The 22,859-nt window shown below is 40.8% G+C and carries 23 protein-coding genes and 1 pseudogene; 1 reads left to right on the forward strand and 23 read right to left on the reverse strand.

Features of this window, described 5'->3' with window-relative positions:
• On the forward strand, nucleotides 1-700 hold a 700-nt coding region (tnpC, locus tag UXZ23_RS12355; protein ID WP_320820870.1), incomplete at its 5' end, for an IS66 family transposase.
• 102 nt (nucleotides 701-802) lie between these two features.
• On the opposite strand, the gene UXZ23_RS12360 is transcribed toward tnpC, so the two are convergent.
• The 23 genes and pseudogenes from UXZ23_RS12360 to rpsA form a co-directional block, all read right to left on the reverse strand.
• Entirely contained in the window at nucleotides 803-1,609 is an 807-nt protein-coding gene (locus UXZ23_RS12360) for a glycosyltransferase (protein ID WP_320820871.1), read from the reverse strand.
• A gap of 1 nt (nucleotide 1,610) precedes the next feature.
• Entirely contained in the window at nucleotides 1,611-2,717 is a 1,107-nt protein-coding gene (locus UXZ23_RS12365; protein ID WP_320820872.1) for a hypothetical protein, read from the reverse strand.
• On the reverse strand, nucleotides 2,701-3,432 hold the full coding sequence (locus UXZ23_RS12370; protein ID WP_320820873.1) for a hypothetical protein: 732 nt from the start codon (nucleotides 3,430-3,432) through the stop codon (nucleotides 2,701-2,703). Before UXZ23_RS12370 ends, UXZ23_RS12365 begins: the two co-directional genes overlap by 17 nt.
• Nucleotides 3,433-3,509: 77 nt before the next feature.
• Entirely contained in the window at nucleotides 3,510-4,379 is an 870-nt protein-coding gene (locus UXZ23_RS12375) for a hypothetical protein (RefSeq protein WP_320820874.1), read from the reverse strand.
• Nucleotides 4,366-5,886, reverse strand: a complete 1,521-nt coding sequence (locus tag UXZ23_RS12380; RefSeq protein WP_320820875.1) for a GMC family oxidoreductase — start codon at nucleotides 5,884-5,886, stop codon at nucleotides 4,366-4,368. Before UXZ23_RS12380 ends, UXZ23_RS12375 begins: the two co-directional genes overlap by 14 nt.
• Nucleotides 5,879-6,988, reverse strand: a complete 1,110-nt coding sequence (locus UXZ23_RS12385) for a hypothetical protein (RefSeq protein WP_320820876.1) — start codon at nucleotides 6,986-6,988, stop codon at nucleotides 5,879-5,881. Before UXZ23_RS12385 ends, UXZ23_RS12380 begins: the two co-directional genes overlap by 8 nt.
• 326 nt (nucleotides 6,989-7,314) lie before the next feature.
• Nucleotides 7,315-8,721 (reverse strand): hypothetical protein, encoded by a 1,407-nt coding sequence (locus UXZ23_RS12390; RefSeq protein WP_320820877.1) that lies wholly within the window; start codon nucleotides 8,719-8,721, stop codon nucleotides 7,315-7,317.
• Nucleotides 8,718-9,893 (reverse strand): hypothetical protein, encoded by a 1,176-nt coding sequence (locus tag UXZ23_RS12395; protein ID WP_320820878.1) that lies wholly within the window; start codon nucleotides 9,891-9,893, stop codon nucleotides 8,718-8,720. Before UXZ23_RS12395 ends, UXZ23_RS12390 begins: the two co-directional genes overlap by 4 nt.
• Nucleotides 9,886-10,617: a glycosyltransferase family 2 protein gene (locus UXZ23_RS12400; RefSeq protein ID WP_320820879.1), complete on the reverse strand. Its 732-nt coding sequence runs from the start codon at nucleotides 10,615-10,617 to the stop codon at nucleotides 9,886-9,888. The genes UXZ23_RS12395 and UXZ23_RS12400 overlap by 8 nt, the downstream gene beginning before the upstream one ends.
• The gene (locus UXZ23_RS12405) at nucleotides 10,610-10,945 is read right to left on the reverse strand and encodes a hypothetical protein (protein WP_320820880.1); all 336 of its coding nucleotides are present in this window, start codon (nucleotides 10,943-10,945) and stop codon (nucleotides 10,610-10,612) included. Before UXZ23_RS12405 ends, UXZ23_RS12400 begins: the two co-directional genes overlap by 8 nt.
• A complete protein-coding gene (locus tag UXZ23_RS12410) occupies nucleotides 10,942-11,277 on the reverse strand; it encodes a nuclear transport factor 2 family protein (RefSeq protein ID WP_320820881.1) in 336 nt (111 codons plus the stop codon). The genes UXZ23_RS12405 and UXZ23_RS12410 overlap by 4 nt, the downstream gene beginning before the upstream one ends.
• Complete coding sequence (locus UXZ23_RS12415) at nucleotides 11,258-11,998, reverse strand: glycosyltransferase family 2 protein (protein ID WP_320820882.1); 741 nt, start codon at nucleotides 11,996-11,998, stop codon at nucleotides 11,258-11,260. Before UXZ23_RS12415 ends, UXZ23_RS12410 begins: the two co-directional genes overlap by 20 nt.
• A gap of 2 nt (nucleotides 11,999-12,000) precedes the next feature.
• Nucleotides 12,001-12,630, reverse strand: coding sequence for an HAD family phosphatase (locus tag UXZ23_RS12420; protein ID WP_320820883.1), 630 nt, complete (start codon nucleotides 12,628-12,630; stop codon nucleotides 12,001-12,003).
• Nucleotides 12,617-13,255 (reverse strand): hypothetical protein, encoded by a 639-nt coding sequence (locus UXZ23_RS12425; protein WP_320820884.1) that lies wholly within the window; start codon nucleotides 13,253-13,255, stop codon nucleotides 12,617-12,619. Before UXZ23_RS12425 ends, UXZ23_RS12420 begins: the two co-directional genes overlap by 14 nt.
• 651 nt (nucleotides 13,256-13,906) lie before the next feature.
• The gene (locus UXZ23_RS12430; protein WP_320820885.1) at nucleotides 13,907-14,062 is read right to left on the reverse strand and encodes an NAD-dependent epimerase/dehydratase family protein; all 156 of its coding nucleotides are present in this window, start codon (nucleotides 14,060-14,062) and stop codon (nucleotides 13,907-13,909) included.
• Entirely contained in the window at nucleotides 14,062-14,988 is a 927-nt protein-coding gene (locus UXZ23_RS12435; RefSeq protein WP_320820886.1) for a phosphoglycerate dehydrogenase, read from the reverse strand. The genes UXZ23_RS12430 and UXZ23_RS12435 overlap by 1 nt, the downstream gene beginning before the upstream one ends.
• Nucleotides 14,985-15,689, reverse strand: a complete 705-nt coding sequence (locus tag UXZ23_RS12440) for an acylneuraminate cytidylyltransferase family protein (protein ID WP_320820887.1) — start codon at nucleotides 15,687-15,689, stop codon at nucleotides 14,985-14,987. Before UXZ23_RS12440 ends, UXZ23_RS12435 begins: the two co-directional genes overlap by 4 nt.
• A 1-nt stretch (nucleotide 15,690) precedes the next feature.
• On the reverse strand, nucleotides 15,691-16,608 hold the full coding sequence (locus tag UXZ23_RS12445) for a glycosyltransferase family 2 protein (RefSeq protein WP_320820888.1): 918 nt from the start codon (nucleotides 16,606-16,608) through the stop codon (nucleotides 15,691-15,693).
• Nucleotides 16,605-18,398, reverse strand: a complete 1,794-nt coding sequence (locus UXZ23_RS12450; protein ID WP_320820889.1) for an SMP-30/gluconolactonase/LRE family protein — start codon at nucleotides 18,396-18,398, stop codon at nucleotides 16,605-16,607. The genes UXZ23_RS12445 and UXZ23_RS12450 overlap by 4 nt, the downstream gene beginning before the upstream one ends.
• Before the next feature lie 176 nt (nucleotides 18,399-18,574).
• A complete protein-coding gene (gene pyrF, locus UXZ23_RS12455; protein ID WP_320820890.1) occupies nucleotides 18,575-19,294 on the reverse strand; it encodes an orotidine-5'-phosphate decarboxylase in 720 nt (239 codons plus the stop codon).
• The gene (locus UXZ23_RS12460) at nucleotides 19,291-20,469 is read right to left on the reverse strand and encodes a tetratricopeptide repeat protein (protein ID WP_320820891.1); all 1,179 of its coding nucleotides are present in this window, start codon (nucleotides 20,467-20,469) and stop codon (nucleotides 19,291-19,293) included. The genes pyrF and UXZ23_RS12460 overlap by 4 nt, the downstream gene beginning before the upstream one ends.
• 167 nt (nucleotides 20,470-20,636) lie before the next feature.
• Complete coding sequence (gene ihfB / locus UXZ23_RS12465) at nucleotides 20,637-20,936, reverse strand: integration host factor subunit beta (RefSeq protein WP_015487403.1); 300 nt, start codon at nucleotides 20,934-20,936, stop codon at nucleotides 20,637-20,639.
• Between the two features lie 229 nt (nucleotides 20,937-21,165).
• Nucleotides 21,166-22,848: pseudogene (gene rpsA, locus UXZ23_RS12470) on the reverse strand (30S ribosomal protein S1).
• Between the last annotated feature and the right edge of the window lie 11 nt (nucleotides 22,849-22,859).

Below are 22,859 nucleotides of genomic sequence, written 5' to 3' on the forward strand. Positions count from 1 at the left end.
TGATTACGCTAGTAGTCGACGTACCGACGTTGCAGCCTCACTATTAGGTGACTATCAAGGCTACCTGCAAACTGATGATTACGCGGGTTATCACCGCATTGGGCAGCAAGAAGGTATCGTCGCGCTGGGCTGCATGGCTCACGCTCGTCGTAAATTTATCGACGCTCAAAAAGTCAGCCCTAGTCCCAAAGGGAAAGTCAGCAAAGCCGATATGGCGATCACCATGATCAAAGGGCTTTACGCCATCGAAGCTAGCATCAAAGACCAACCGGCCGAACAAAAATATCAAATTCGACAAGAAAAAAGCCAACCTCAACTCAACAAACTCAGAGCTTGGCTAGATAAAGCGCTGCAACAAACCCTACCAAAAGGAAAAACGGGCGAAGCCTTAGCCTACCTCGATAAAAACTGGGACAAGCTCACGGTCTACCTCACCGACGGGCGACTCCATATAGATAATAATCCCGTCGAAAATACTATCCGGCCGTTTGCGATTGGACGCAAGAATTGGTTATTCAGTGATAGTCAGCGGGGCGCAAAAGCCAGCGCCATGCTGTACAGCATAATAGAAACCGCCAAAGCGAACGACCTAGAGCCTTACGCGTATTTACGTACGGTACTGACGCGATTACCGCACTGTGAAACGGTGGACGATATTGAAAAACTGCTGCCGGAAAATATAGAACTAGCGACTATTTAATTGGTAGGTGGGGTTGTTTGAGCGCTTACTAACGACTTAGAATTCTCTGATTATGAAATAGTCGGTCACAGAGTAAGTTGTTTTTTGGGAAAGCTATGGTCTTTAACGAGCTTTCCGATATAACAACACCTTCAACCCCGGAGGTGCAAGACGCAACAGTGACCGAGCAAAGGAATATCTTATAAAGTCAAATAGAGAGATGAAGCCGCTATTGTACATATAATGGTAACTTCTTAGCTCCCCCTTTAAAAATCTAAACCCACGTCTTTTAATGAAGCTTTCCCCAGTTCTCATCTTTAACAATACTTCGGGAATGTTAGCAAATTTAGCCCCCATCTGAATCATATTAATCCAGAGCATATAGTCCTCAGGATACATTAAAGGGTACCCACCCGCCACAACCACACCGGATTTTCTAAAACACACAACCGGATGACTAATTGGATTACGAGCTTTAGCGAACTTGCAAATATCGCCGTGCCTAACAGGCACTTTTCTGATCGACAAAACCTCCGACTCATCATCACCAAACTCTGAAATAAAGGCTCCTAAAACATCAACATCTGGATTTTCGAGCATAAATGTGTATTGCCGAGAAAATCGTGATTCAAGAGAAATATCGTCTGCATCCATACGAAACACTAATTCATTAGAGCAAAGATCTAAGCCATCATTTAATGCCTTAGCGAGCCCTTCATTTTTCGGCTTACGCAGCAACCTAATAGGAACCTGACTCTGGCCTATCCAGTACTGGATTATATTCTCGGCCTTACTACCAAGAGGCCCATCAATCACCAATACTAACTCATCAGGGGCAAGTGTTTGATTAACAAGGACAGACCGAAGAGCCTTATCAAAGTAGTCGGGATTATCTTGAGAATAAACTGACATTAAAATAGAGAAACTCATTTCACATCCTCGGCAAAGCTTTCGTTCGATGATGGTAAATAGCCAGCACTCCTACTAAACCACCAAGTATATTCAAAGAAAATGGATAGTAGGTGTTAAACAGTGCCGGAAGCATCAAAAAACCTGCGAAATAAAAATGTTTTCTACCAAACATATAAAAGTACACTAATACTGACATCAAAAACAAAAATAAACCAAACATACCATTTATATATAAAATATCGAAAAACATGTTGTGAAAGGTTGTAAATGCTGGATCTCTATTAAGAAAAGAGTTAGAGAAGGCTGGAATTGTCGACTCTGCATTACCCCAAAATGGAGACTGCAAAAATCCTTCAAATGCGATAGCCCATAAAACATCGCGGCCAGTCAAGCTCGATGCTTGATCCAATTTCAGAGTTGTATATACAACATCATAATAATAAAGAAAAGCAAAACCCCCAATGGCAAATCCGAGAATTGTAAATTCTTTTCTCAAAACCATAACTCTGATCATAGAGAGAATATAGACTGTCCTGTAGAATGAGAACGCTATCGCTAGTAATGCGGCTATTTTTGAGATTATTTTTTTAGGTGCTCCTATAAGTACGATAAAACTGATATAAACAGCAATCCCAAATACATTCTGCTCAAACACCAATGATTTATTTGAATAGAACCCTGTACTAGCGAATCTTTCTCCACCCGGAAGCCTCAAGATAAACATAATCAACGAGATAGCAGAAAGAATAAAAACAAACTGTAAAGAAAACTTTTTAACCCTCACTAACGACTCGACATCAAGCAGGAACAATGTGCTTGAAAACAATACGACTGCGACGAACCTAGCAAAAGCGATAAATGCTCCGCCAACAGAGCCAAAAAAAGCTTCGCTAATAAAAAAACTGAAAAAGAAAAACCAGATAGGTGACAGAAGTAATAAATCACTTCTCTTTATTCGATTTTTCTTAATAGCAGCTAACCACACAAAGCCTAATGACACGAAACAAAAACCAAGTCCCTTGAAAATAGATTGATCTATAGTAAGCCCAATAGCTTCAAAGGATAGAGAAGGTAAAAAATATGCAATAACCACTAATATTGGGATAGTGCTAAAAGAGGCTTTCATAGCTCACTCGAGTAAAACAATTCAAGTTACCACCAACCCCTGCATTATATATACGCACAGACAAGTTTCTCTGAGCAGCCTTTTCAAAGGCGACCAACATCCGTTCTGGCCTAGGAACATGCCATCTTAATCCCGCACCAAAATAGCTAGACTTATAATGATTCGGGTCATCTTCAGTAGATTCCAGAACATTCCCTTTGCGCTTCACACTGTCAGGAATAGAATACGAAAGATCCATACCAATAAAGTAGACCTCCTCAAAGCCAAGCCACATCGCCAGCTGTAAACCGTAATAGGCAACAGTCCCACCCCAGAAGAAAACGGGCAAGTCAGATGAAGTATCCAAGACTGGGGGCCAATTTTCACTCGATTCTGGGAATCCGCGATGAAACTCAGTAACGATTGGATTTCCTGACATTACGAGATGTTGTAAGTCACTTGGCAGAAAAACATTTCCTGTTAACTCGTTTATAGCAGATTGGTGATCTTCCAAAACTAGACGATCTTCTACAGCGTGAAACAATTTATCAGGAGCAAAATATTCACGTAACTCAAATGCTCCATTAAATACAATACCAAATTCATTTTTCAACAAACTGAGATCCATCTTACGTAGAGACGGTCCATTACCAACGATAAAGCAACGTTCACCGTTATATTTACCCTTTAACTCGCGTAATCTGGCAATCGAGTTATTGGGGAGATTCTGGTACACAGACTCAAGATTCCGAAGACGCCAGTATTCTACAATTCGCTTTTTTATCAATCCCAGGGGGTATCTGATCGAATACATCATAAGGTGTGCCTACCAAACAAATACAGTCTTGTCATACCGCTTATAAAATAGTCTTCCGAAGAAGGAGCTTCGCTACCAGCATTTTCGCTGCCGCTTACAATATAGGACTGGAGCTTAAAAACAACAGAATCTGGAAGAAATCGGGAGCACAACAGAGTTAGTAGCAGGTTTTTGATATTTGATTCAAAATAGTTATTGTCGCTATCAGACTCCACCACAGCCTTACCAATGAAGTCAGATACTGATATGACGTTTTCGTACAACTCCTCCTCTACTGTGTTTTGCTGCTCAGCAAGGGCACACTCAGCAATATAGGAAGCAACAGCATCACGGTTGATAACTTTCACGTGTGAACGGTTAGAATTGGCTGGACCGTAAACACTCCTAACCTTCTCACAGTGACTGAGAAAAGAGCGCCAACCACCTTCATCATGAACTATCGTTGGTCGAATGATACAAGTATTGCCACGCTGCTTTGAAAGAGATTCAATGAGGAGCTTCTCGCGAATGTAGGCATCCCCCTTAAACGTGAGCCGCGACAGATAGCCTCTAGGGGATGCAAAAACGCAATTGCTGGAGACATTAATGAATTTTGTATCTAGGCTTAAGTATTCGCACAATAATCGGTTAAATAAAATATTCGCCCTATAATCCGGTGAGCGTGCACAGTTTATAACCACATCTGCGCTAGTAATCTCTTTCGGCGGTATACTTTTAAAGTCCCAATAAATTGTGCCCTCACCAGAATAAACCTGAGTTCTTGAAACCTTATACAGCAAAACATTTTCGCTGCCCTCTAGCTGTTTACTAACAGCGCTTCCAAGTGCCCCTGAGACGCCAAGAAGCACAACTTTAAATTTTTGCAAGGTACCCTCCCAGTCGATCGGCCAAAGCCATACAGGTCATAGTTGGATTCGCGTTCCCCGAAGTAGAGAACACCGACCCATCACAGACATAAATATTATTTACGTTGTGGAGTTTCAAGTTCTTATCAACACAGCCTGTTTCACTGGCATCTGACATACGAACGGTTCCCAGATGGTGAGCAGCTGACGCCAGCCTACTGCGCCAATCATAATTAGCCGGATCATAGGTCGGACAGGCCTGATTAAGACGCATCAAGTTATCCCTTAGATATGGATAGAGCGCCGTGACTTCGTTTATATCGAGATCCGAGACTGTCCACTTGATGCTTGATGTGTAATTTCCATACGGGTTTTTATGCTCCGTAAGGAATACCCCACTATCTTTTGTAGGACGTTGCTCTGTCACAAACATGCAATCAGTAAGATCATGCGCGGAAAAGAGACCCGTCTTGTACTGCACAATCTGGGCAACCATATTAATGTTACGCAGGAGTGAGATAGCCTCTTTTAGAGGGGGCCTTAGGCTCAGAATTTTTGAGCGAACTGTCAGCAGACCATTTTTTAACTCTTCCGTTTTATCATTAAATCCTTCTGAAAAAGACGGTCTCAAATAAAACGCGCTATTAGCTAGCCCTAGCCTCTTTCGAATATCTCTCTTTAACTTCAAAGCGACCTTAATATTGATATCATTCGATAACTTCATACCAGTATAAAGCTTGGCTTCGTGCTTTTCTTGATAACGAAACTGGTAGAAGTTACCCATAGGATGATCCATAAGGCCGCATCCCAACCATGGCAGAGAACCATCAGGCAAAGCTTCTGAATTCAGCAAAATTTCAGGATTATTCAAGGCACCGGCACAAAGGGCATAATTTGTCGCATAGACCTTTTCAACAATGCTCTTTTCCCTATTCCAGATTTCAAGAGGCTGCTCTCCAGACTCCGCCCTAGGAAAGCGTAAGGCGACCATTCCGTAATGAATATCAATAGAAGGGTACATTGATTGAATGGTTGTAAATGTTGAATCCGTGCGCAGGTAACGCTTTGGGTGAATGAAAACTTTGCGCTCAAAGACCTCACTGTCTACTACAACTTTTTCCGCTTCTCCAATATAGTCCATATATTTCTCAGGATGCTCGAAGACGTCCAAATCAAAGCCGAAGAACTGGGCAACTCTGCCGTAATGAACCTCCAAGTCAGCCATACTGATAGGCCAACCAGAGTTCTCAATCCAGGGCTTTGCCTCAAAATCTTCTTTATCAAGGGGGGCTAATACATTATGCCAAAGCTGGGATGTCCCTCCTTTGCCAATGTTGTAGGAAGGAATTAGCTTAAAATCCTGATCGCTAGATATCTTATGAGATATTGCCGCTACTTTATCAATGCGCTTTGTACCTGCTTCCAATACCAGAATCCGTCCCTCCGGGCACTTCTGCAGAAAAGAGCGAACCAGAAAAAAAGCCGATGGTCCGGTTCCAACAACACACAAATCGTAGTAATTATTCACTTGTACCATCTCTCATACAAAGAAACTCAAATAATTCCTGAAATCGCAACTCCCATGTGTGATTCTTAACGAAAGAAATCTGCTCCGCTCTTATCGCAGCCTGCTGCGCCAATGAGCTTCGTATTCTTCCTTCTAAATCATCGGATTCTTCAAGTCGCAATACGTAATCATCAAACCCGGGAAGGTGGGACAAATCACTGCCTGTCACTACCAGAGCACCTGTCGCCAACGCTTCAAAATACTTTGCTGGTGCAATTGAACGGCTAAAACTGCTACTACTGTATGGGAGTACAATCAGATTGTAATCAGCCAGACGGGGAATCAAATCCGCCGGGGCGAGCGCTCCTCTGAAATTAACGTGACTGACCTTTTCTGCGATTGAAGCATCAACAATGCCATAGACATCAAGACCAAAACGATCAGATATCGCAGAAACCAGTTCAACGTCAGAATTTGAACGAAGATTTCCAAAGAATACCGCTTTGGGCAGACCTTCTGAACTGGCAGCTCCCAACCATTCCGCATCCACCCCTGGTAACATAAGGTGATGTTCTACTGCCATGGCATTCAGTCTCTTCGATATTGCAGGGGAGTCCGTAATAACGGAGGAATAACACTTCAGACACTTATCCACTAATGTAGAGTGTTGTTTAGTATTCCAAGGAAATTCCCACCAGTTGTGAATAATATCGAAGGCCGTAACCCGCGCAACACCTTTAGCGAACGAAGGAAAATTGCCGATAATAGTAGGATTATCAACAAAAGAGTAAACCCAAGCATCACGCTGTCTATGGCGCTCGTGAATCAACCACAACAATCCATTTATCGAACGAGTCACAGGGGAGATTGGAGGTAAAAATAAAGATCTCCGTAATATGATACCTTTTGGCAGCGGCTTTTCAGACTTAAGACGTGAAGCCGAACTAGGGGCCTGACTTCGAACAAATTTTCTGAGCAACTCTTTCACTGAAGGTATCCGGCTTACAACCCGTTCAACAAACTCTACCTCGACGCCTTGACCAGCGGCATACCTAGCAAGATGATGATGCCGTTGATCAAGAAAACTCCAGCGAATTTCGCTATATATGATCAGTTTTTTCAAAAAAAAACCTTTGCAAAAAGATTATAAAATACAACAGACTTATAAAGCACCAACACCCTCATGGGTATTTTTAGATGACCGTAGATAATTTCAAATTATCTAGATCCTTATCAATTATTGTCTTCCAGACCAATTCATAAAACTCAGTTATCGTCTCTTTTAAATCACCTACCTAGCTTCTAATTTTTTAAAAAAATTTCTCGACAACTGCACACAACAGCCTAACATAAAATAGCGATAAATTAAATAAAAAATATAATCGCACATTAAAAATAAGAATAATTTCTATCACCATCAACACACTATCGAAAACCCTATATTCATAGCTAGTATCGATTTTTTTTCCATAGAACATCTTGAATATAAGCTAATCCGCTCCAGTTAAGTGATCTTAAATTAAGGAAAACAGGATACCAATTATTAAACATAAGCTGAACAACTAGCTGAACCAATAACAATCCTAAAACACCGTAATACGGCATCATAAAAAAACCAACTGAAAGAATCACAATGCCAGAAACGATACCAGGAAAAAGAAACGGAACATGGTTCGTCGACATATAAATTTGGGCATGATACGAATGGTGAGCCTCCAAAATCATAATCACTGAATATAAAATCAAAAGGGACTGAGGAAGGATATTTGTTTCAACTCCCAATATATCTAAAGCTGAACCACCAGTAAGAACAAAAAGTAGAGAAAAAAATAATTGAATACCAATACCCAGTCGGATCTTTTCAGATGAAAACGACTTTATTTTTTCGACTTCCGCATGTGCTTTCATCTTAAATATTGTAGGGAGATGCGCCATTAAAGGGGTTTGTGAAATCTGTCGAATCACAAACATAATTTTTTGAGTCAATAAAAATGCAGCAATTAAACTCGCATTACCAGCCTGAGAAACAACAATTCCAGCCCCATTATTAATAAGGTAAGATCCATACTGCATTCCACCAAACCTCCACATGGAAGGCCAAATTGAATTAAATAGCTTAGTATCAAACTCGATTTTAGGGGAAAACTTTACTCCTCCCTCCACAAACCAAAGAAAAACTTCTCTCCTAGATATAAACAGGAGAATGATACTTCCCAATAAATCAACAATTACTACCTCGAGTATAGAGCCATTAGCAAAGGATACGACGAGCAGCATTACAATAAGTTTTAATAACTCTACAATAGCCTCTTTACCTCTAATTGAAGCTACCCTATCAACTCCTTGAGCAAAACTCATCCATCGAATTATTAATAAAGCTACCGTTGACTTTATCAAAATCAGATAAAACGCAATATCCACCCCATCTCTTAGCTCTGGCGTAAGCATTGAAATAGCATTAGAAGAAACAAGACTACCGAAAAAATAAACAAATATAAAAAATAGAAATCCAAGAAAATAATATACTACCCCAAATGTGTTTAACATAACCGATAGCTTTTTATAATTAGGCTCTCTTTTATTTCCCGATACAACTTTATCCACAAGCCTATCAGGAACTTCACTCAATCCAGAATAAAAGTATGACGTCACCCTAATTAAAGAAGGTCCTATTCCAGAGTCTGCCACTCCGGAAATACCTGAAATCATGAGAAAAACCATCCAAACAGCAATTTCTTCTGTCGAAAACATTAACAAAAAAACTGGCAACAAAATTAAGCCACTACCAAACTTGGTCAAATAGGCTGACAATGTCATCCATGTAGGACTACTGATGAGCTTTCTAATAAAAATCATTGTCTAAAGAAATTCTTATAGTAAGTCGATAAGTTTTTAGAGTACACCAAAAAACCTCGAACAAATTGTTTAAATTTTAATGTCCATATTTTTTCATAAAGCCTAGACTCTAAAATTCTGTCCGAATATGTAAAAATGGAATTATTAATATCCAAGTAACAAAAATATCCTTCAAGTTGAGCCTTTTTCGAAAACTGAACATCCTCAAGTTCACCCCAAAAAAGGCGCTCATCAATAGATAACCTGTTATAAATACTTCTCTTTATTACAACAATCCCCCCCTGGGAAAACCACTCTTCATTCCAACTTGAGTAAGGCAACAGCCGTGACAAACCTTTAATTTGTGACGGCATACCATAAAAGCTCGACCAGTCATTAACCCGACCACCGGAGGGGCCTATATTCTTAATAATAAGAAGCTCATAATAATTACCGTAAACAAGCATATTCTCATACCAGTCTAACGGGAAAACATATCGATCATGAAGCAATATTAAATTCTCAAATTTAGCCAAACTGGCAATCTTATTCTTCTTTACTGAAATTGGAGCTCTTAGATCATCTGTAATAACATCATCAATAACAACAACAGATTCCATATGCTCACTGGTAATTAAAAACGTCCCACAGATAAGCACTTCATAATTAGGGATATTCAAATTTTGTATCGAACGTACGAGATTTTCAACCTGCTCTTGCTTTTTACCATTTGTTATAATTCCAAATGACCATTTATCAATAGCATCAACTACCTTTAAAGTATTCTTCAATTTCTTATAGGTTAAGCTTAAAACACTATGACTATTATAGGACGTAGTCAGCTGATAACGACCATCTGTAGATAAGGAAAATTCATTTTGGATCTGACTTTTCGAGCGAATGAAACACCCATGATTGCTCGAATAAGAGGAGACAATTCTAAAATCACCTTCCTTTTTCAAAAGAATATCAAGTTCTTTAAGGATGTATCGAAACAAACAATTTCTATCGCCAAGAAAATGAACCTCAACAACCAAAATTGATTCGGGCTCTAAGCCATACTTTGTATATATTCTCTCAAGTTGATTCACGTCATCTAAGTATAAATAGAGTATATCACCTACTATCCCTACCCTTGCTTTTCTAAAAAATAAACCCTTAGATTTATTAAACCATATAACCTTATTAATCAATGCCCATCTCCAAAAACTTTTGCAAATCCTCTGGAGTACCTATCCCATGCATTTCTGAAATTTCAATGTTAAATATTCCAACTTTCTTCCCCTCCGAAATCAGGTAATTATAAGAAGGACAAGTATAGAACTCATTATTAACACGATCATTCTCAATAATCATATCGATAGCACTATCGACAAAATAATATCCTTTTGAAAAAAAGTAGATCCCAACTGTAGCAAATTCAGAAATAACTTCTTTCTCTTTCACCTCTACTACATGGCCATCGTTATCCACTCGAGCGAACGACCACTTAGGGTCCTGAAACTCATCAATGAAGGTTAATATAGATCCATCTAATCCCCGTTGAACACAATCGTTGATAAATACCGCTATATCAACATCTATTATTTGATCAGAATTAGCAATTAAGAGAGGAGTTTCATTATTTATCAATTTTCTCGCATATAAAGCTGTGCATGCAGTTCCCTCTGTCAATTTATCAATACAAATAAATACTGCGTTAAATTTTTTCTCAATTTCTCTGACTAGGTCCGGTTCCTTATCCAAATGCTCTTGTCTTGCTATTAAAATATATCTAGCATCCTCATAAACAAGGTTTTCCAAAACACGAACAATCATTGGCTTACCATCGACATCAATAAATGGTTTCGGTTTTTCAAAGCCGGCTTTAGAGAATCGACTCCCCATACCCGCCATAGGAATTAGTATATTAATCATGCTCAAACTCCCCTAAATATTTATCATTTGAAGCGCCAGGATATTTCACTACCACATTCTTGCTATCTTCAAGAGCAATAAAGTCAGTCGCTTCATAGGGCTCGATTACAACAATATCTCCTTCGGTATAAACTTCTCCATTCATTTTTACTTTGCCCGAAATAATCACAGTTATTTCGGTAGCAATTCGGTGGTGATGAACCCCTTCACAATCACCTTTTTTGTAACTTTTGACGGCAACTTCGACATCATTGGTATTTATCAGAGTTGGCTCAAAGCTACCAACAAACCACCCTTTTACCATATTTTCTAATTTTTCTATTTTCATTTTGGAGTATCCAGGTAAGCTCTTAACTCTATTAGCTTCGTACCATTCCATTTAATAATATCAACTCCCTTTAGCACAACCTGATCAATAACAAGCAAAAATTCAATAATTGACTCGCCAGAATCTGTTAAAAAGATATTTTTTGCCGAAAATTCCAACCTGGAAGATGACTCAAAAACCTCTTTTAAATATTTTAAAACATTTTCTCTACCTTCTAGCCTGTCAACTGCTGGATCCTCCAATACGAAACCTGGATCCATCATCTCAGATAACTCATCTAGATTTCTATTTGAAAATGCCGCAATATATTCTTTAGTTAGTTCCAATTTCATGATGCTGCCTCTCATATTCTTCGATTTTTTGAGGAGTGTAAAACGTATGATACTTTCCAGTTTCAATATGAAAGCTTTTAATTTTTTTATTACTCAAGACGAGTTCATTAAAGACTGGGGATATGTAGTAATTTCTATCTATGCTAGCGTCTTTTTTGATCATTTCAAAAGCCGAATTCACAAAATCCACACCTTTTGAGAAATAATAAAACCCTGCAATAGCTTTATTACTCAAAGGTTTCTTTTCAGCTGTTTCGACAACCCCCCCTTTTCCATCCTCCCTAACATAAGACCATCGAGGATGCACAGAGTCGAAAGTAATAACCCCAGCATCAACGTCTCTAAAACTTGAAATCACGTCACTAAAATCAACATCTAAAATTTGATCCGAGTTCGAAATTATCAATGGAAGATCATTATTAATTGACTTAATTGCCATTAACACACTACACGCTGCACCTTTGGTTTGATTGCTAATCTTTATAACTTCACAATTATTCTCCGTGAGAATATTCAAAATATTATCCAGATGAAATTTCCTACAATCCTCTTCATTTACAACAAAAATAAAGTTAATGTTCTGGAAAATCTTGCGAAAATTATCGATAAACAATTCGATCATTGTTTTACCATTAATTTCAAGAAGAGGCTTAGGGTATTTATAAGTGGCATCATCAAAAAATTGACTGGAGCCCACCATAGGAACGACTAAATTAATCATTATTATTCCTCTTCAAACTTTCGGATATGATTCATGATGTTTTGATAGTTGACATCGTCTACATCATCAACCTCCATCACCCATGCGCCACTAGCTTTCGCTGCTTTTATTCCGTTCTCATTATCTTCAACTATAATGCATTCGTCCGGTCTGACCTCTAGGCGATTCATTGCTTCTACATACATATCTGGAGCAGGTTTGGGATTGAGGACATCTTGAGCAGATACAAAGAAGTCAAGATATTTTTCCAAAGAAGCTTTTTCCATCATCACTTTAATTGTATTTGTGATAGAGTTCGAACAAACTGCTATACTATAACCCCGCTCTCTCAGTCTTGATAAAGCATATTCATGATGAAAACTAGGCTTACACAATGTGTGAACCATTTCTAACGTATAAATCTGCTTCATCTCATTTATAAATTCATGTAACTCTTCTGGTAGACCACGCTCTACAGATAACATTTTCAACTTCATCCTTGTCGGCAATCCATCATAAGTAACCAAGTGGTCGTATCTACTTATAGCCATTCCAAATAGAGATAATGCTCGATTCATTGCTTCAAAATGCCATTCTTTAGCCTCAATTAGAACCCCATCCATATCAAATAAGACTGCTTTAATTTTTGCCATTTATCAATTCCTCTGCTAACTCTGGAAGATCCGTACACAGCGTAATATTTTTGGAATCTAAAACCTTTGTAATTTCTTTATACTTTTTCCACTTTGATAAATATTCCCTGCCATGGAGCTCTGGAGATACTATGCACACCTTTTTATTATTTTTTAGGTGTATTTTTATTGATTGAAGGTCAATCCAGTCTGTACTAAACTCATCCATCCAGACTCCGTTCGATAATTCGTAAAAAGAACACTCTTTTTCATATTCACTTTGTCTTGTATAAGCTGTTAATCCAGACTTGATAGAAGACAAGGCATCCGGAACAGACATATCGAATATAAAATAGTTTAAAACCTCATAGTCCTCTAGCAACTTCATTAGTGGATACTGTAGACCATCAGATTTAATATTTAATGCTAAAGTTTTTCCACAACCAGATGCCTTATATATTTCAAGAAACCTAGACATAAGGATTTCATTCCCGGTAGGGATATCATGACTGATAACAAGTTTGCCCTGACAGTCTCTAACATCAGTTTCTGTACCAAACCCGAGTCTAAATGACCTCTCAAATGCTATCTCAGTATTCTTCTCGACATCAGACTGCCAATATCCTCTATGTGAGATAATATTCATGCTTTCAAACCTTTGTTGAAAAAATTAGTATATTCATCGTCAAACACTCAGGACAGATTTAACAGACCCTATTCATCTCAATTTCAAATGGGTCATCAAGAACTGAGCTAATGGTTCCATCCATTTCAATTATGGAACCATTAATGAAATCAATATGTTCTAAAACTAAGCCTCTCACTAACTGTGCAAAATCTGTTGGCTGTCCTATAAACTTTGAGTGATATTCTTTAAGTTTATAAAATTCAGACTCTTTTCCTTTAAACCAAAATAAAATAATCCAAGTTGATATCGCAGCAAAAGGATAACCGCATCCCCCTTATTTCATCAGCACATTCAACAGCCAGTCCTTTAACTGGTCCGTGAAGTACTGATTTAGAAGTACAGTATGCTAAAAAGCCTTTTTTAGTTAGTTTCGAATGAATACTCCCAACATTGTCAGTTGTTCCTCTTCTCTCCGTAAGACTAGTATAAAGAGCTTTAGACAGAGTCTATGGCGCTAGGATATTCACATTTAATGATTCTTGAAAACCCTCTACATAGAAAATTTTCAGACCTCCCAGAATCTGGGAGGTTGTTTTATTAACCAGAGCTGCCAGTCTAAATTCCGTTATTACTGTTGAAATTTATCTTTTCTATATGCTCATCAGAAACTCAATTATTTAGATCTAGTTGGAGGTAGTATTCAAGCATGTGAATATATTGAGAAGCGTCTATACCAATAACTACAACATCACTATGAGTAAAAGCTTCGCACAAAGCTGAGCCTATCTCCCCATTAGCTCCTGTAATAATTACAGCTTGCTTCATCACTTACTCTCTAGAAAGCTAATAAGCTTTTCCACTGCGATATTATTGGTCCGACAAACTGCTTCAGTTGTATTTGAGGAATTATGAGAACCCAGTATGCACAGAGGGTGCTCTCTCAAGTAGGAGTATCTGGGTAAAGGCTCTAATTCAAAGACGTCGAGAGCTGCAGACTTAACTTTTCCAGACTTCAGGGCAGCAATTAGGTCTTCTTCGCAAATCAGTGGTCCGCGGGCTACATTAATCACAATCACCCCTTCCTTACACTCATCTAAAACGCATTTATCCAACATATGTCTATTGGTAGCATTTAATGAACAGGTGAATATGAGGAAATCACATTGATCGACGTCAGCAGGCCAGATACAAAGCTCAGAACCTGAATCTACCGAATTAACTCCCGGATCATACACGACCGTTTTCAAACCGAATGCCTTTGCCCGCGAAACGGTATTGCGACCGATGTCACCATAACCGATAACCCCGACTGTTTTCCCTACCAAGGACATACCGCGATTCTTTGGCCAACTGCCATTTCGGATTTCTCTATCGATGTAGAACGTCTCGCGAGCTGCTCCCAATAGATACCCAAGAGCCACGTCAGCAACCTCTGCACCGAACATACCCGGCGTATTCGTGATCGGAATATTGAGGTCTTTGCAGGCCTGGAAGTCGACATTATCAACTCCAATACCCCATTTTACAGCAGCCTTGAGATTTCCAGCCTTTCCTGCTTCGAAGACTTTGCGAGTAGCCGGGTCATCGCCAATAATCCAACCGTCAAATTTAGGAACCAACTCAATCAACTCTTCTTCAGAGAGTGTTTGAGTAACATTAGGACAGAAAACCTCTATGCCTTGTTTTTCAAACAATGGAATAAACTGCTCTTTCATACCCAGCATTGGTGGGCAAGTAACCATCACTTTCATTCAATGACTCCCTTTGAGCGATAATACGCAACTAAAACTTCTGCTAGCTCCCAATCTGCGGGAGTATCAATATCTGTAGACTCAAACGGTTCCGTGACGAACATCGCCGGTGCTTTGCCTATGCGTGCTTTAGTTTTCTCAAAGCTATCTTTTGAGAAAATGTAAAGGTTCGAGTTTTCTTCATACCAAGGCTCGAGATCCTGTGTCCGAATCAGATTATCTGGATCATGATTAATTGCCGCCGCATGTTCGTCATAAAAACGTGTCTGGACTTTATTCACAGTGAAAAGAGAATCCGCGCCGTTTTTCAAACCATCAATATATTGCGCCAAAGCAGACTCTACAGACTTTCTGGACAGAAGTGGGTTAGTCGTATGGGTCATCAAATAGATGTCCGCATCAACATTCTCTATATCGTTCTCGATGACTCGGTTCATTGAGACAAGATCACCGCAAATCTCGGCAGGACGGTCACGAATAAGAATCCGGTCGCTATCTAATAGACCGTTTTCAGCAAGAATCGAGCGCGCGTCCGTGTTTATTATAATGGTGTCTATTGCGTCAACCGAAAGCAACGTATCGAGCATCCAACTAAAGAGAGGCTTTCCGCAAAAGTCCTTAAAATTCTTACCCTTTACGCGCTCGCTATTAGCTTTCATAGGCATAATAGCAACGATTTTGAGCTTTTTTTCACTAGTCATATTATTCTATATCCATATCAGATACACGAGGATAGAAATATTTGGATTTCATCTGGGTCGATAAAATCCTGTGACTTCGGTTACCTTTGTAAGCACCGAGATACTGGGCTGCACGAAAACGTATAATCGACACGAACTCCTTCGCTAAAACACCTTCTCTGAAGGCAGCGCTGGAGTCTTTTAACACCCCAACAACAATGTACTTACACATATCTAGAAAATTAATGTGGATTTCTGGAAGGATGCGCTGGAGTGCAATAGCCTCTCTCTCATAACGGATAGCTACCCTACCCCAAGCCTCATCATGTATGTGATACACGGACGCTTCAGCAATATAGCCCAGCTTCTGACCAACATTAACAATCTGACGGGCGAGATACATGTCTTCACATCCCATCAATTCTTCATCAAAAAGGAAGCGTTCCCAGACTTCACGGCGAATCGCAGAATTCGCATTATTCACAAAAAATCCCGTCTGAGGAATCCTTGATTCTTTAGGAAAATACTTATGAAATAACTGGCGTTCACTATATTTAGTCGTATCACGGCCAATTTGTCTACCATAGGTGTAAACGCATTTCGCCTCTAGAGGGGTAACCAGATTTTCTACCCAATACTCATCAACAGGAATGCAATGCCCACTAATAAATACAAGAAAGTCTCCTTTTGAAAACTCGCAGCCAATGTTCAATGAACGGCCAAAACTGAAATCATCTTTACTGATATGAGTTATACGAGCCTTCCATTTTTTCGCTACGTCGAGTGTACTATCGGTTGAACCTGAATCTACAATAACAACCTCTACATCGTAGGTTGTCCGATCCTGAATTGATATTTTCATCAATAACTCTTCCAGGTATCGCTCTTCATTTAGCGTTCTGATAATGACACTAACCAGCTTCTTGTTTGACTCCCTCATAATAAAACCCTAGGAACTTCCAAAAAATCAGAGTTCAGCAACATTTCAAAAGTCATCCCTGAATATACTTCGTCAGCTCTCTGTTTCTCCGATAAACATTGCAAGGCCGAAACAGCGTACAATCGCCCATTGGCTAGCAACGGACAGCTAACGTTAGACGCAGGGTAACCAATCTGCCTAATCTTCTGCCCCTGTGAATTATAGACTTCTATCCGCCCTAGCCCCCAGAACGCAATCCACACATTACCTTCCTTATCCACATCCCCCCCGTCGGGATAGAAGTCTGTACCACTGAAATCCAACCATACTTCTCTATCGCCTTCTGGTTCACCTGTATCAGTGCACAACTTCTGTTTCCAAATTAACTGCTTACTGGTATCAGAAAAATAGGCAACACTACCATCCGGGGAAAAACATATTGTGTTAGGTATCGTTATACCGGTATAGACCTCGAGAACATGCCCTTTATAGTAACGATACAATGTACCCAAAGCAGATTCTGCATGCTTACCCATTGTACTGAACCAAAAGCCACCAACTCTGTCCGTGCGACCATCATTTGACCGCGTTTCCATTCTGTCGGACTCAACCTCGACTAAAACCTTTGTTGCTGTGGTTTCAATATCAAACTCTAAAAGCCCCCGATCGCTCGCCAGAAGCAGACGGTTCTGATCAATCCATCCCGCTGCAGATATATGGCAATCGAAACACCATTCAATCTCTTTATCATCTTTATTAGAAAGAAGTTTTTTGCTCAAAATATCGAACCAGAACAACTGCTTCCTCATAGGATGCCAGAAAAGCCCTTCGCCCAACTCGCACCGCCTTGAATCCAACAGCTGAATCGGATGACATTCATCCTTATCGAGACAGGGTTGAATAAAAGTTTTTACGGACAGACTCAGGGCATCCAAACAGATTTTCATAGGACGAGAATCAATTTCACTCTCCCCAGACAAAAGTAGTTTGTCCATTTTTCTATAAATTTCTGAATACTCGCTAATATAGTCTGTAATTTCAGAAATTATTTCGTCACCATTAAAGAACAGTTTTGTCCCACCATCAGAAAGCAATAATACGTCATTATTTTCACACTTGAACCGCAGCTCCCAGACTTCTTTTTCATTCCATCGCCAATCCAGATCCGCTATAAAATCTACTCCTGCAACATCGCCCTCAATCTTGGCTTGAGAGGGCATCTCATGGATTGACTCAATTTTCAACATGCCACTGACAAAAGAAATGTCTGAATCCAGCAGTTCAGTTAGTATAGAAAAGGCATTCGAGCCCGAATCAAATACACCATAGCCGCCATTTTTCCAGATCCACTCCTGCCCCGGGTGCCAGACATCGACACTCTCTTTCCAGACTATTTCAATTGACTGAATAGCTTTATCTGCTAAGAGGGCTTTAGCGGTAGGTACCATAAGTGCATACTTCGAATGCCATGCTGTGAACACGGACACATCGTTGCGTTCAGCCAGTAACCGCAACTCATCTAGCTCATCTTCATTAACAGCTGGAGGCTTTTCCAATAAAACACTTTTCCCAGCAGCGACTGCTTCTCTTGCCAAACTGATTCGGATCCCAGGGGGAACACAAAGAGCAAAAAGATCAATCTCAATCCCTGAATTGATCGCATCGGTAATTGTTTTAAAGTTTGGAAGCTCAGCATGACCCTGATCTATAGAAACCGTGCAGGCCAGCTGAAAAGCATCACTGTCATTTATTGCCGGCTCATGTTCTTTTCTGGCAATTTCACCATACCCAACGATTGCTACTTGTTTCAAACTTCAGAATCCAAGAATATGAGGTGGCTTGAATTTGCTTTTAGCAACCACCTGAAGAATTGATTTATATAAGGCTTTTTAGCTACAGTCAGCAAAAAACGCATCATGGCAGAAGTAAGAAAGGGATGTTACTTGTCTCTTCTGTTCTGCTTTTATACGAATCAGACACCCCGCCATCACCAGCGTTTAATTGGTGTAAGAATGTCTTGGCATACCCTGACTGGATCAGAAGACTGAATTATCGGCCTACCAATCACCATATAATCCACCCCCGCTTCCTTCGCCTGACGCGGCGTCATCACCCGCTTTTGATCACCAATATCTGAACCCTCTGGGCGAATTCCCGGTGTTACTGTCAAGAACGATGGCGCACAAATATCACGGATCAATTTCACTTCTTGAGCCGAGCATACAACGCCATCTAACCCTGATTTCTCAGTTAAGCGCGCTAAACGCTCTACTTGCTGAATAGGATCGATGTCTAAGCCAATGCCTGCAAGATCGCTGCGTTCCATCGAGGTTAAAACGGTAACGCCAATTAGTAGTGGCTTGTGACTTTTCTTTTCTAATTCTTCACGCGCAGCAACCATCATGCGTTCGCCGCCGGATGCGTGTACGTTGACCATCCACACACCAAGGTCCGCAGCAACGCCAACGGCTTTCGCGCAAGTATTGGGAATATCGTGGAATTTTAAATCGAGAAATACATCGAAACCGCGTTTATGCAGCTGTTCCAAAATCATCGGGCCAGTGGCCGTGTAGAGTTCTTTACCGACTTTCATCCGACATAATGTCGGGTCTAGTTGGTCTGCCATTGCCAACGCTTGTTCAGCCGTTGGAAAATCGAGTGCGACAACAATTGGCGATTTAATTGTTGTTGAAGATGATGTCGTCATAGGTCCAATTTTGCCATTGGTGGCGCGGGAACACATGCAGTGACGGTCGACCAGTTTTTACAGCTGGGGCAACGCCAATGGGGTTCCTTCGCCTTGAATCCGCAGTTAGTACAAACAAACTTAGGTTCGCTTGCAACAATTCGCCGCAGGATATCATAGACCACTAGCAACTGCGACTTATCGAGCTGCTGTCGATGTTGTACAACGAGCTCAACTAATGCGAAAAATCCTTGATTTGATGGGTGATTTTTCAACTCTGCTAACAACTGTGGAATGGCCTGATTTGGGCCTTCTTCGCTCGCCAGCGATTCCATTGTTGCAATTAATGCTGGCACGTAATGGGTTAAATTCCAGTGCCGTTGCAGGTGCTCTTTCAAGCCCTTGCTATCATCTACAGCCTTAAATGCCAGCACCAAGCGATCGAGTATTCGTACCAATGCCTGATCATCTATATCGACAGCCTTTAAGTAGCAACGTATGGCTTCTCGATATTCACCTTGGTGATACGCCATGTCGGCTAACACAACAAATGCTCGTGCGCAGCGAGAATCAATTTTTAACGCTTGCCGACAAAGGTTCTGAGTTTCTAAATAATCGCCACGAGCAACGGCTCGCTCGGCGAGTTCGCAAACAGCATGAGAAATACGACGATCCAACAGATCTAAAGAGGCGAATTTACGCTGTTTATGAAGATCAAATATACGCTGCCACTCACCTTCTTCCTCTAATAACTCAACAAGATAACGAGAGGCCTGTTCGTGCACTCGCCCCTTACTATCCAGCAATTCAACGTAAAGTTTTTCAGCACGATCTAATAATCCGGCACACGAATAATCCAGTGCCAATTCAAGTTCCAGTAGATGCAGTGTACTACGAGGCAAATCAGCGCGTGCAAACAGTGCTTGATGAAGATGAATTGCGCGATCAGCCTCGCCTTTTTCTCGTAAGCTACGTCCTAGCTTTAAAAAAAGATCGATGGCATCGTCATCAATTTGGTCAACGTTAAGAAGTTTTGCTAACGAGGCATCGTTAGATTCTGCGAGGAGGTATTCAATACTCGGAATCCAGTCGGGTTTTTCCGATTTCTTTCCTTGCTGCGCAAAGCGATAGCCAAGCGTCCAACCTAAGGCTACTCCAGTGAGCAATAAGATATAAACCAGCGCCGAATCCATCATAAGCCGTCAGGCATTCCTATTGTCGCACCAAAATAAAACAAGACATCGCGTTTCGCTGGCCACTATACCAACGCTCAATTGAGAACACTAAACCTAGACCAGCGAATCGATAGAATGATCCGCGCTAGATCAATAAATCTGAAACTAAATACCCTAAATTTCAGACCTCAGTCATCCTCAGGATCCAGACCATCGTTCACTTGGTCGCGCAATTCTTTACCCGGCTTAAAATGCGGAACAAACTTACCCGTCAGATCCACTGTTTCACCCGTTTTTGGATTACGACCCGTACGAGGCGCGCGATAGTGCAGCGAAAAACTGCCGAAGCCACGAATTTCGATACGCTCACCAGACGATAACGTCAGCGACATGTGATCAAGCAAGGTCTTAACAGCCAACTCAACATCTTTCGATGAAAGCTGAGGTTGTCTTCCAACAATACGTTCTATTAACTCAGATTTTGTCACCGCCTATCCCTCCTTGAGAACAAAGCTTCACAATAAATCTAGCTAAATCATGCAGTTAGCTCAACCCTTTTGCAAGCAAGCAATGCACACTGTGATCAGAAAATATGCAAATTGTCCACTCCGTACGTCACTATCAACACCATAAAAGCCAAAAAGGTCAGAATGATTTTCTTTGGGCATAAAAAAACCCGCCGAAGCGGGTTTCTTTAAACGGTTAACTCAACAAGACTTAGTCTTTTTGGTTTAACTGTTCTTTGATCAGGTCACCAATAGTGGTAGGACCAGTGATCTCAGCGTCTGCTTTCGCGCGCTGTTCTTTCAATGCTGCTTTATCGTCTACGCTGTCTTTCGCTTTGATAGACAGAGCGATAGTACGGTTCTTACGATCAACGACAGTGATAACAGCTTCAACCATGTCACCTTCGTTCAGAACGTTACGAGCATCTTCTACTTTATCGCGGCTGATTTCAGACGCTTTCAAAGTTGCTTCAACACCTGGCAAAATCTCAATAGTTGCAGATTTTGCTTCAACAGCGATTACTTTACCGTTGATGATAGTGCCTTTGTCGTTCTCAGAAACGTATTCAGAGAATGGATCGCTTTCTAGCTGCTTAACACCTAGAGAAATGCGCTCGCGCTCTGGATCGATAGAAAGAATAACCGTTTCTAGCTCATCGCCTTTCTTGTATGCACGAACGGCTTCTTCGCCAGTATCGTTCCAAGAAATATCAGACAAGTGAACCAAACCGTCGATGCCGCCATCTAGACCGATGAAGATACCGAAATCAGTGATTGACTTGATCTTACCAGAGATCTTGTCGCCTTTATTGCACTTAGTGCCAAACTCTTCCCATGGGTTCATGGTGCATTGCTTGATACCAAGAGTGATACGACGACGTTCTTCGTCGTTATCCAAAACCATTACATTCACTTCGTCGCCCACTTGAACAACTTTGCTTGGGTGAATGTTTTTGTTAGTCCAATCCATTTCAGAAACGTGAACAAGACCTTCAACACCTTCTTCCAACTCAGCAAAACAGCCGTAGTCAGTCAGGTTAGTAACGCGTGCAGTAACACGAGCGTTTTCTGGGTAACGGTCATTGATGTTAACCCATGGATCATCGCCCAACTGCTTCAGACCTAGAGAAACGCGGTTACGCTCACGGTCGAATTTAAATACTTTAACGTCGATTTAATAGCCAACAGCAACGATTTCGCTTGGGTGCTTAATACGCTTCCACGCCATGTCGGTGATGTGTAGCAAGCCGTCAACACCGCCCAGATCTACGAATGCACCGTAGTCGGTCAGGTTCTTAACGATACCCTTAACAGACTGACCTTCTTGTAGGTTAGCCAATAATTCTTCGCGTTCTTGGCTGTTAGCAGCTTCAAGAACCGCACGGCGAGATACAACAACGTTGTTACGCTTAGCATCTAGCTTGATAACTTTGAATTCTAATTCTTTGCCTTCAAGGTGAGCAGTATCGCGTACAGGGCGAACGTCTACCAATGAACCAGGCAAGAATGCACGGATGTTCTTAAGGTCGACTGTGAAGCCGCCTTTAACTTTGCCGTTGATAACACCGATAACCATTTCGTCAGCTTCGAAAGCTTTCTCAAGCTCTTTCCAGCTTTCAGCGCGCTTGGCTTTTTCACGAGATAGTTTAGTTTCGCCGAAACCATCTTCAACCGCTTCTAGAGAAACGTAAGTTTCATCACCGATCGCAACTTCTAGTTCGCCTTTGTCGTTCAGGAACTGGCTGCGTGGGATAACGGCTTCAGACTTTAGACCTGAGTTAACAGTTACCCAGTCGCTATCGATATCAACAATAGTACCGATAACAATTGAACCTGGTTTCATGTCCAGATCTTTTAAGGATTCTTCAAATAAATCTGCAAAGCTTTCGCTCATGCTCATGAGTA

This window comes from Thalassolituus sp. (assembly GCF_034111725.1).
Taxonomy (GTDB): Bacteria; Pseudomonadota; Gammaproteobacteria; order Pseudomonadales; family Oceanobacteraceae; genus Thalassolituus.

Bases quoted from the DNA above. Each gene is read 5' to 3' on its own strand.
- UXZ23_RS12360 (WP_320820871.1), bottom strand. From the start codon at position 1,609: ATGAGTTTCTCTATTTTAATGTCAGTTTATTCTCAAGATAATCCCGAC.
- UXZ23_RS12365 (WP_320820872.1), bottom strand. From the start codon at position 2,717: ATGAAAGCCTCTTTTAGCACTATCCCAATATTAGTGGTTATTGCATAT.
- UXZ23_RS12390 (WP_320820877.1), bottom strand. From the start codon at position 8,721: ATGATTTTTATTAGAAAGCTCATCAGTAGTCCTACATGGATGACATTG.
- UXZ23_RS12400 (WP_320820879.1), bottom strand. From the start codon at position 10,617: ATGATTAATATACTAATTCCTATGGCGGGTATGGGGAGTCGATTCTCT.
- UXZ23_RS12405 (WP_320820880.1), bottom strand. From the start codon at position 10,945: ATGAAAATAGAAAAATTAGAAAATATGGTAAAAGGGTGGTTTGTTGGT.
- UXZ23_RS12410 (WP_320820881.1), bottom strand. From the start codon at position 11,277: ATGAAATTGGAACTAACTAAAGAATATATTGCGGCATTTTCAAATAGA.
- UXZ23_RS12415 (WP_320820882.1), bottom strand. From the start codon at position 11,998: ATGATTAATTTAGTCGTTCCTATGGTGGGCTCCAGTCAATTTTTTGAT.
- UXZ23_RS12420 (WP_320820883.1), bottom strand. From the start codon at position 12,630: ATGGCAAAAATTAAAGCAGTCTTATTTGATATGGATGGGGTTCTAATT.
- UXZ23_RS12425 (WP_320820884.1), bottom strand. From the start codon at position 13,255: ATGAATATTATCTCACATAGAGGATATTGGCAGTCTGATGTCGAGAAG.
- UXZ23_RS12430 (WP_320820885.1), bottom strand. From the start codon at position 14,062: ATGAAGCAAGCTGTAATTATTACAGGAGCTAATGGGGAGATAGGCTCA.
- UXZ23_RS12435 (WP_320820886.1), bottom strand. From the start codon at position 14,988: ATGAAAGTGATGGTTACTTGCCCACCAATGCTGGGTATGAAAGAGCAG.
- UXZ23_RS12440 (WP_320820887.1), bottom strand. From the start codon at position 15,689: ATGACTAGTGAAAAAAAGCTCAAAATCGTTGCTATTATGCCTATGAAA.
- UXZ23_RS12445 (WP_320820888.1), bottom strand. From the start codon at position 16,608: ATGAGGGAGTCAAACAAGAAGCTGGTTAGTGTCATTATCAGAACGCTA.
- pyrF (WP_320820890.1), bottom strand. From the start codon at position 19,294: ATGACGACATCATCTTCAACAACAATTAAATCGCCAATTGTTGTCGCA.
- UXZ23_RS12460 (WP_320820891.1), bottom strand. From the start codon at position 20,469: ATGATGGATTCGGCGCTGGTTTATATCTTATTGCTCACTGGAGTAGCC.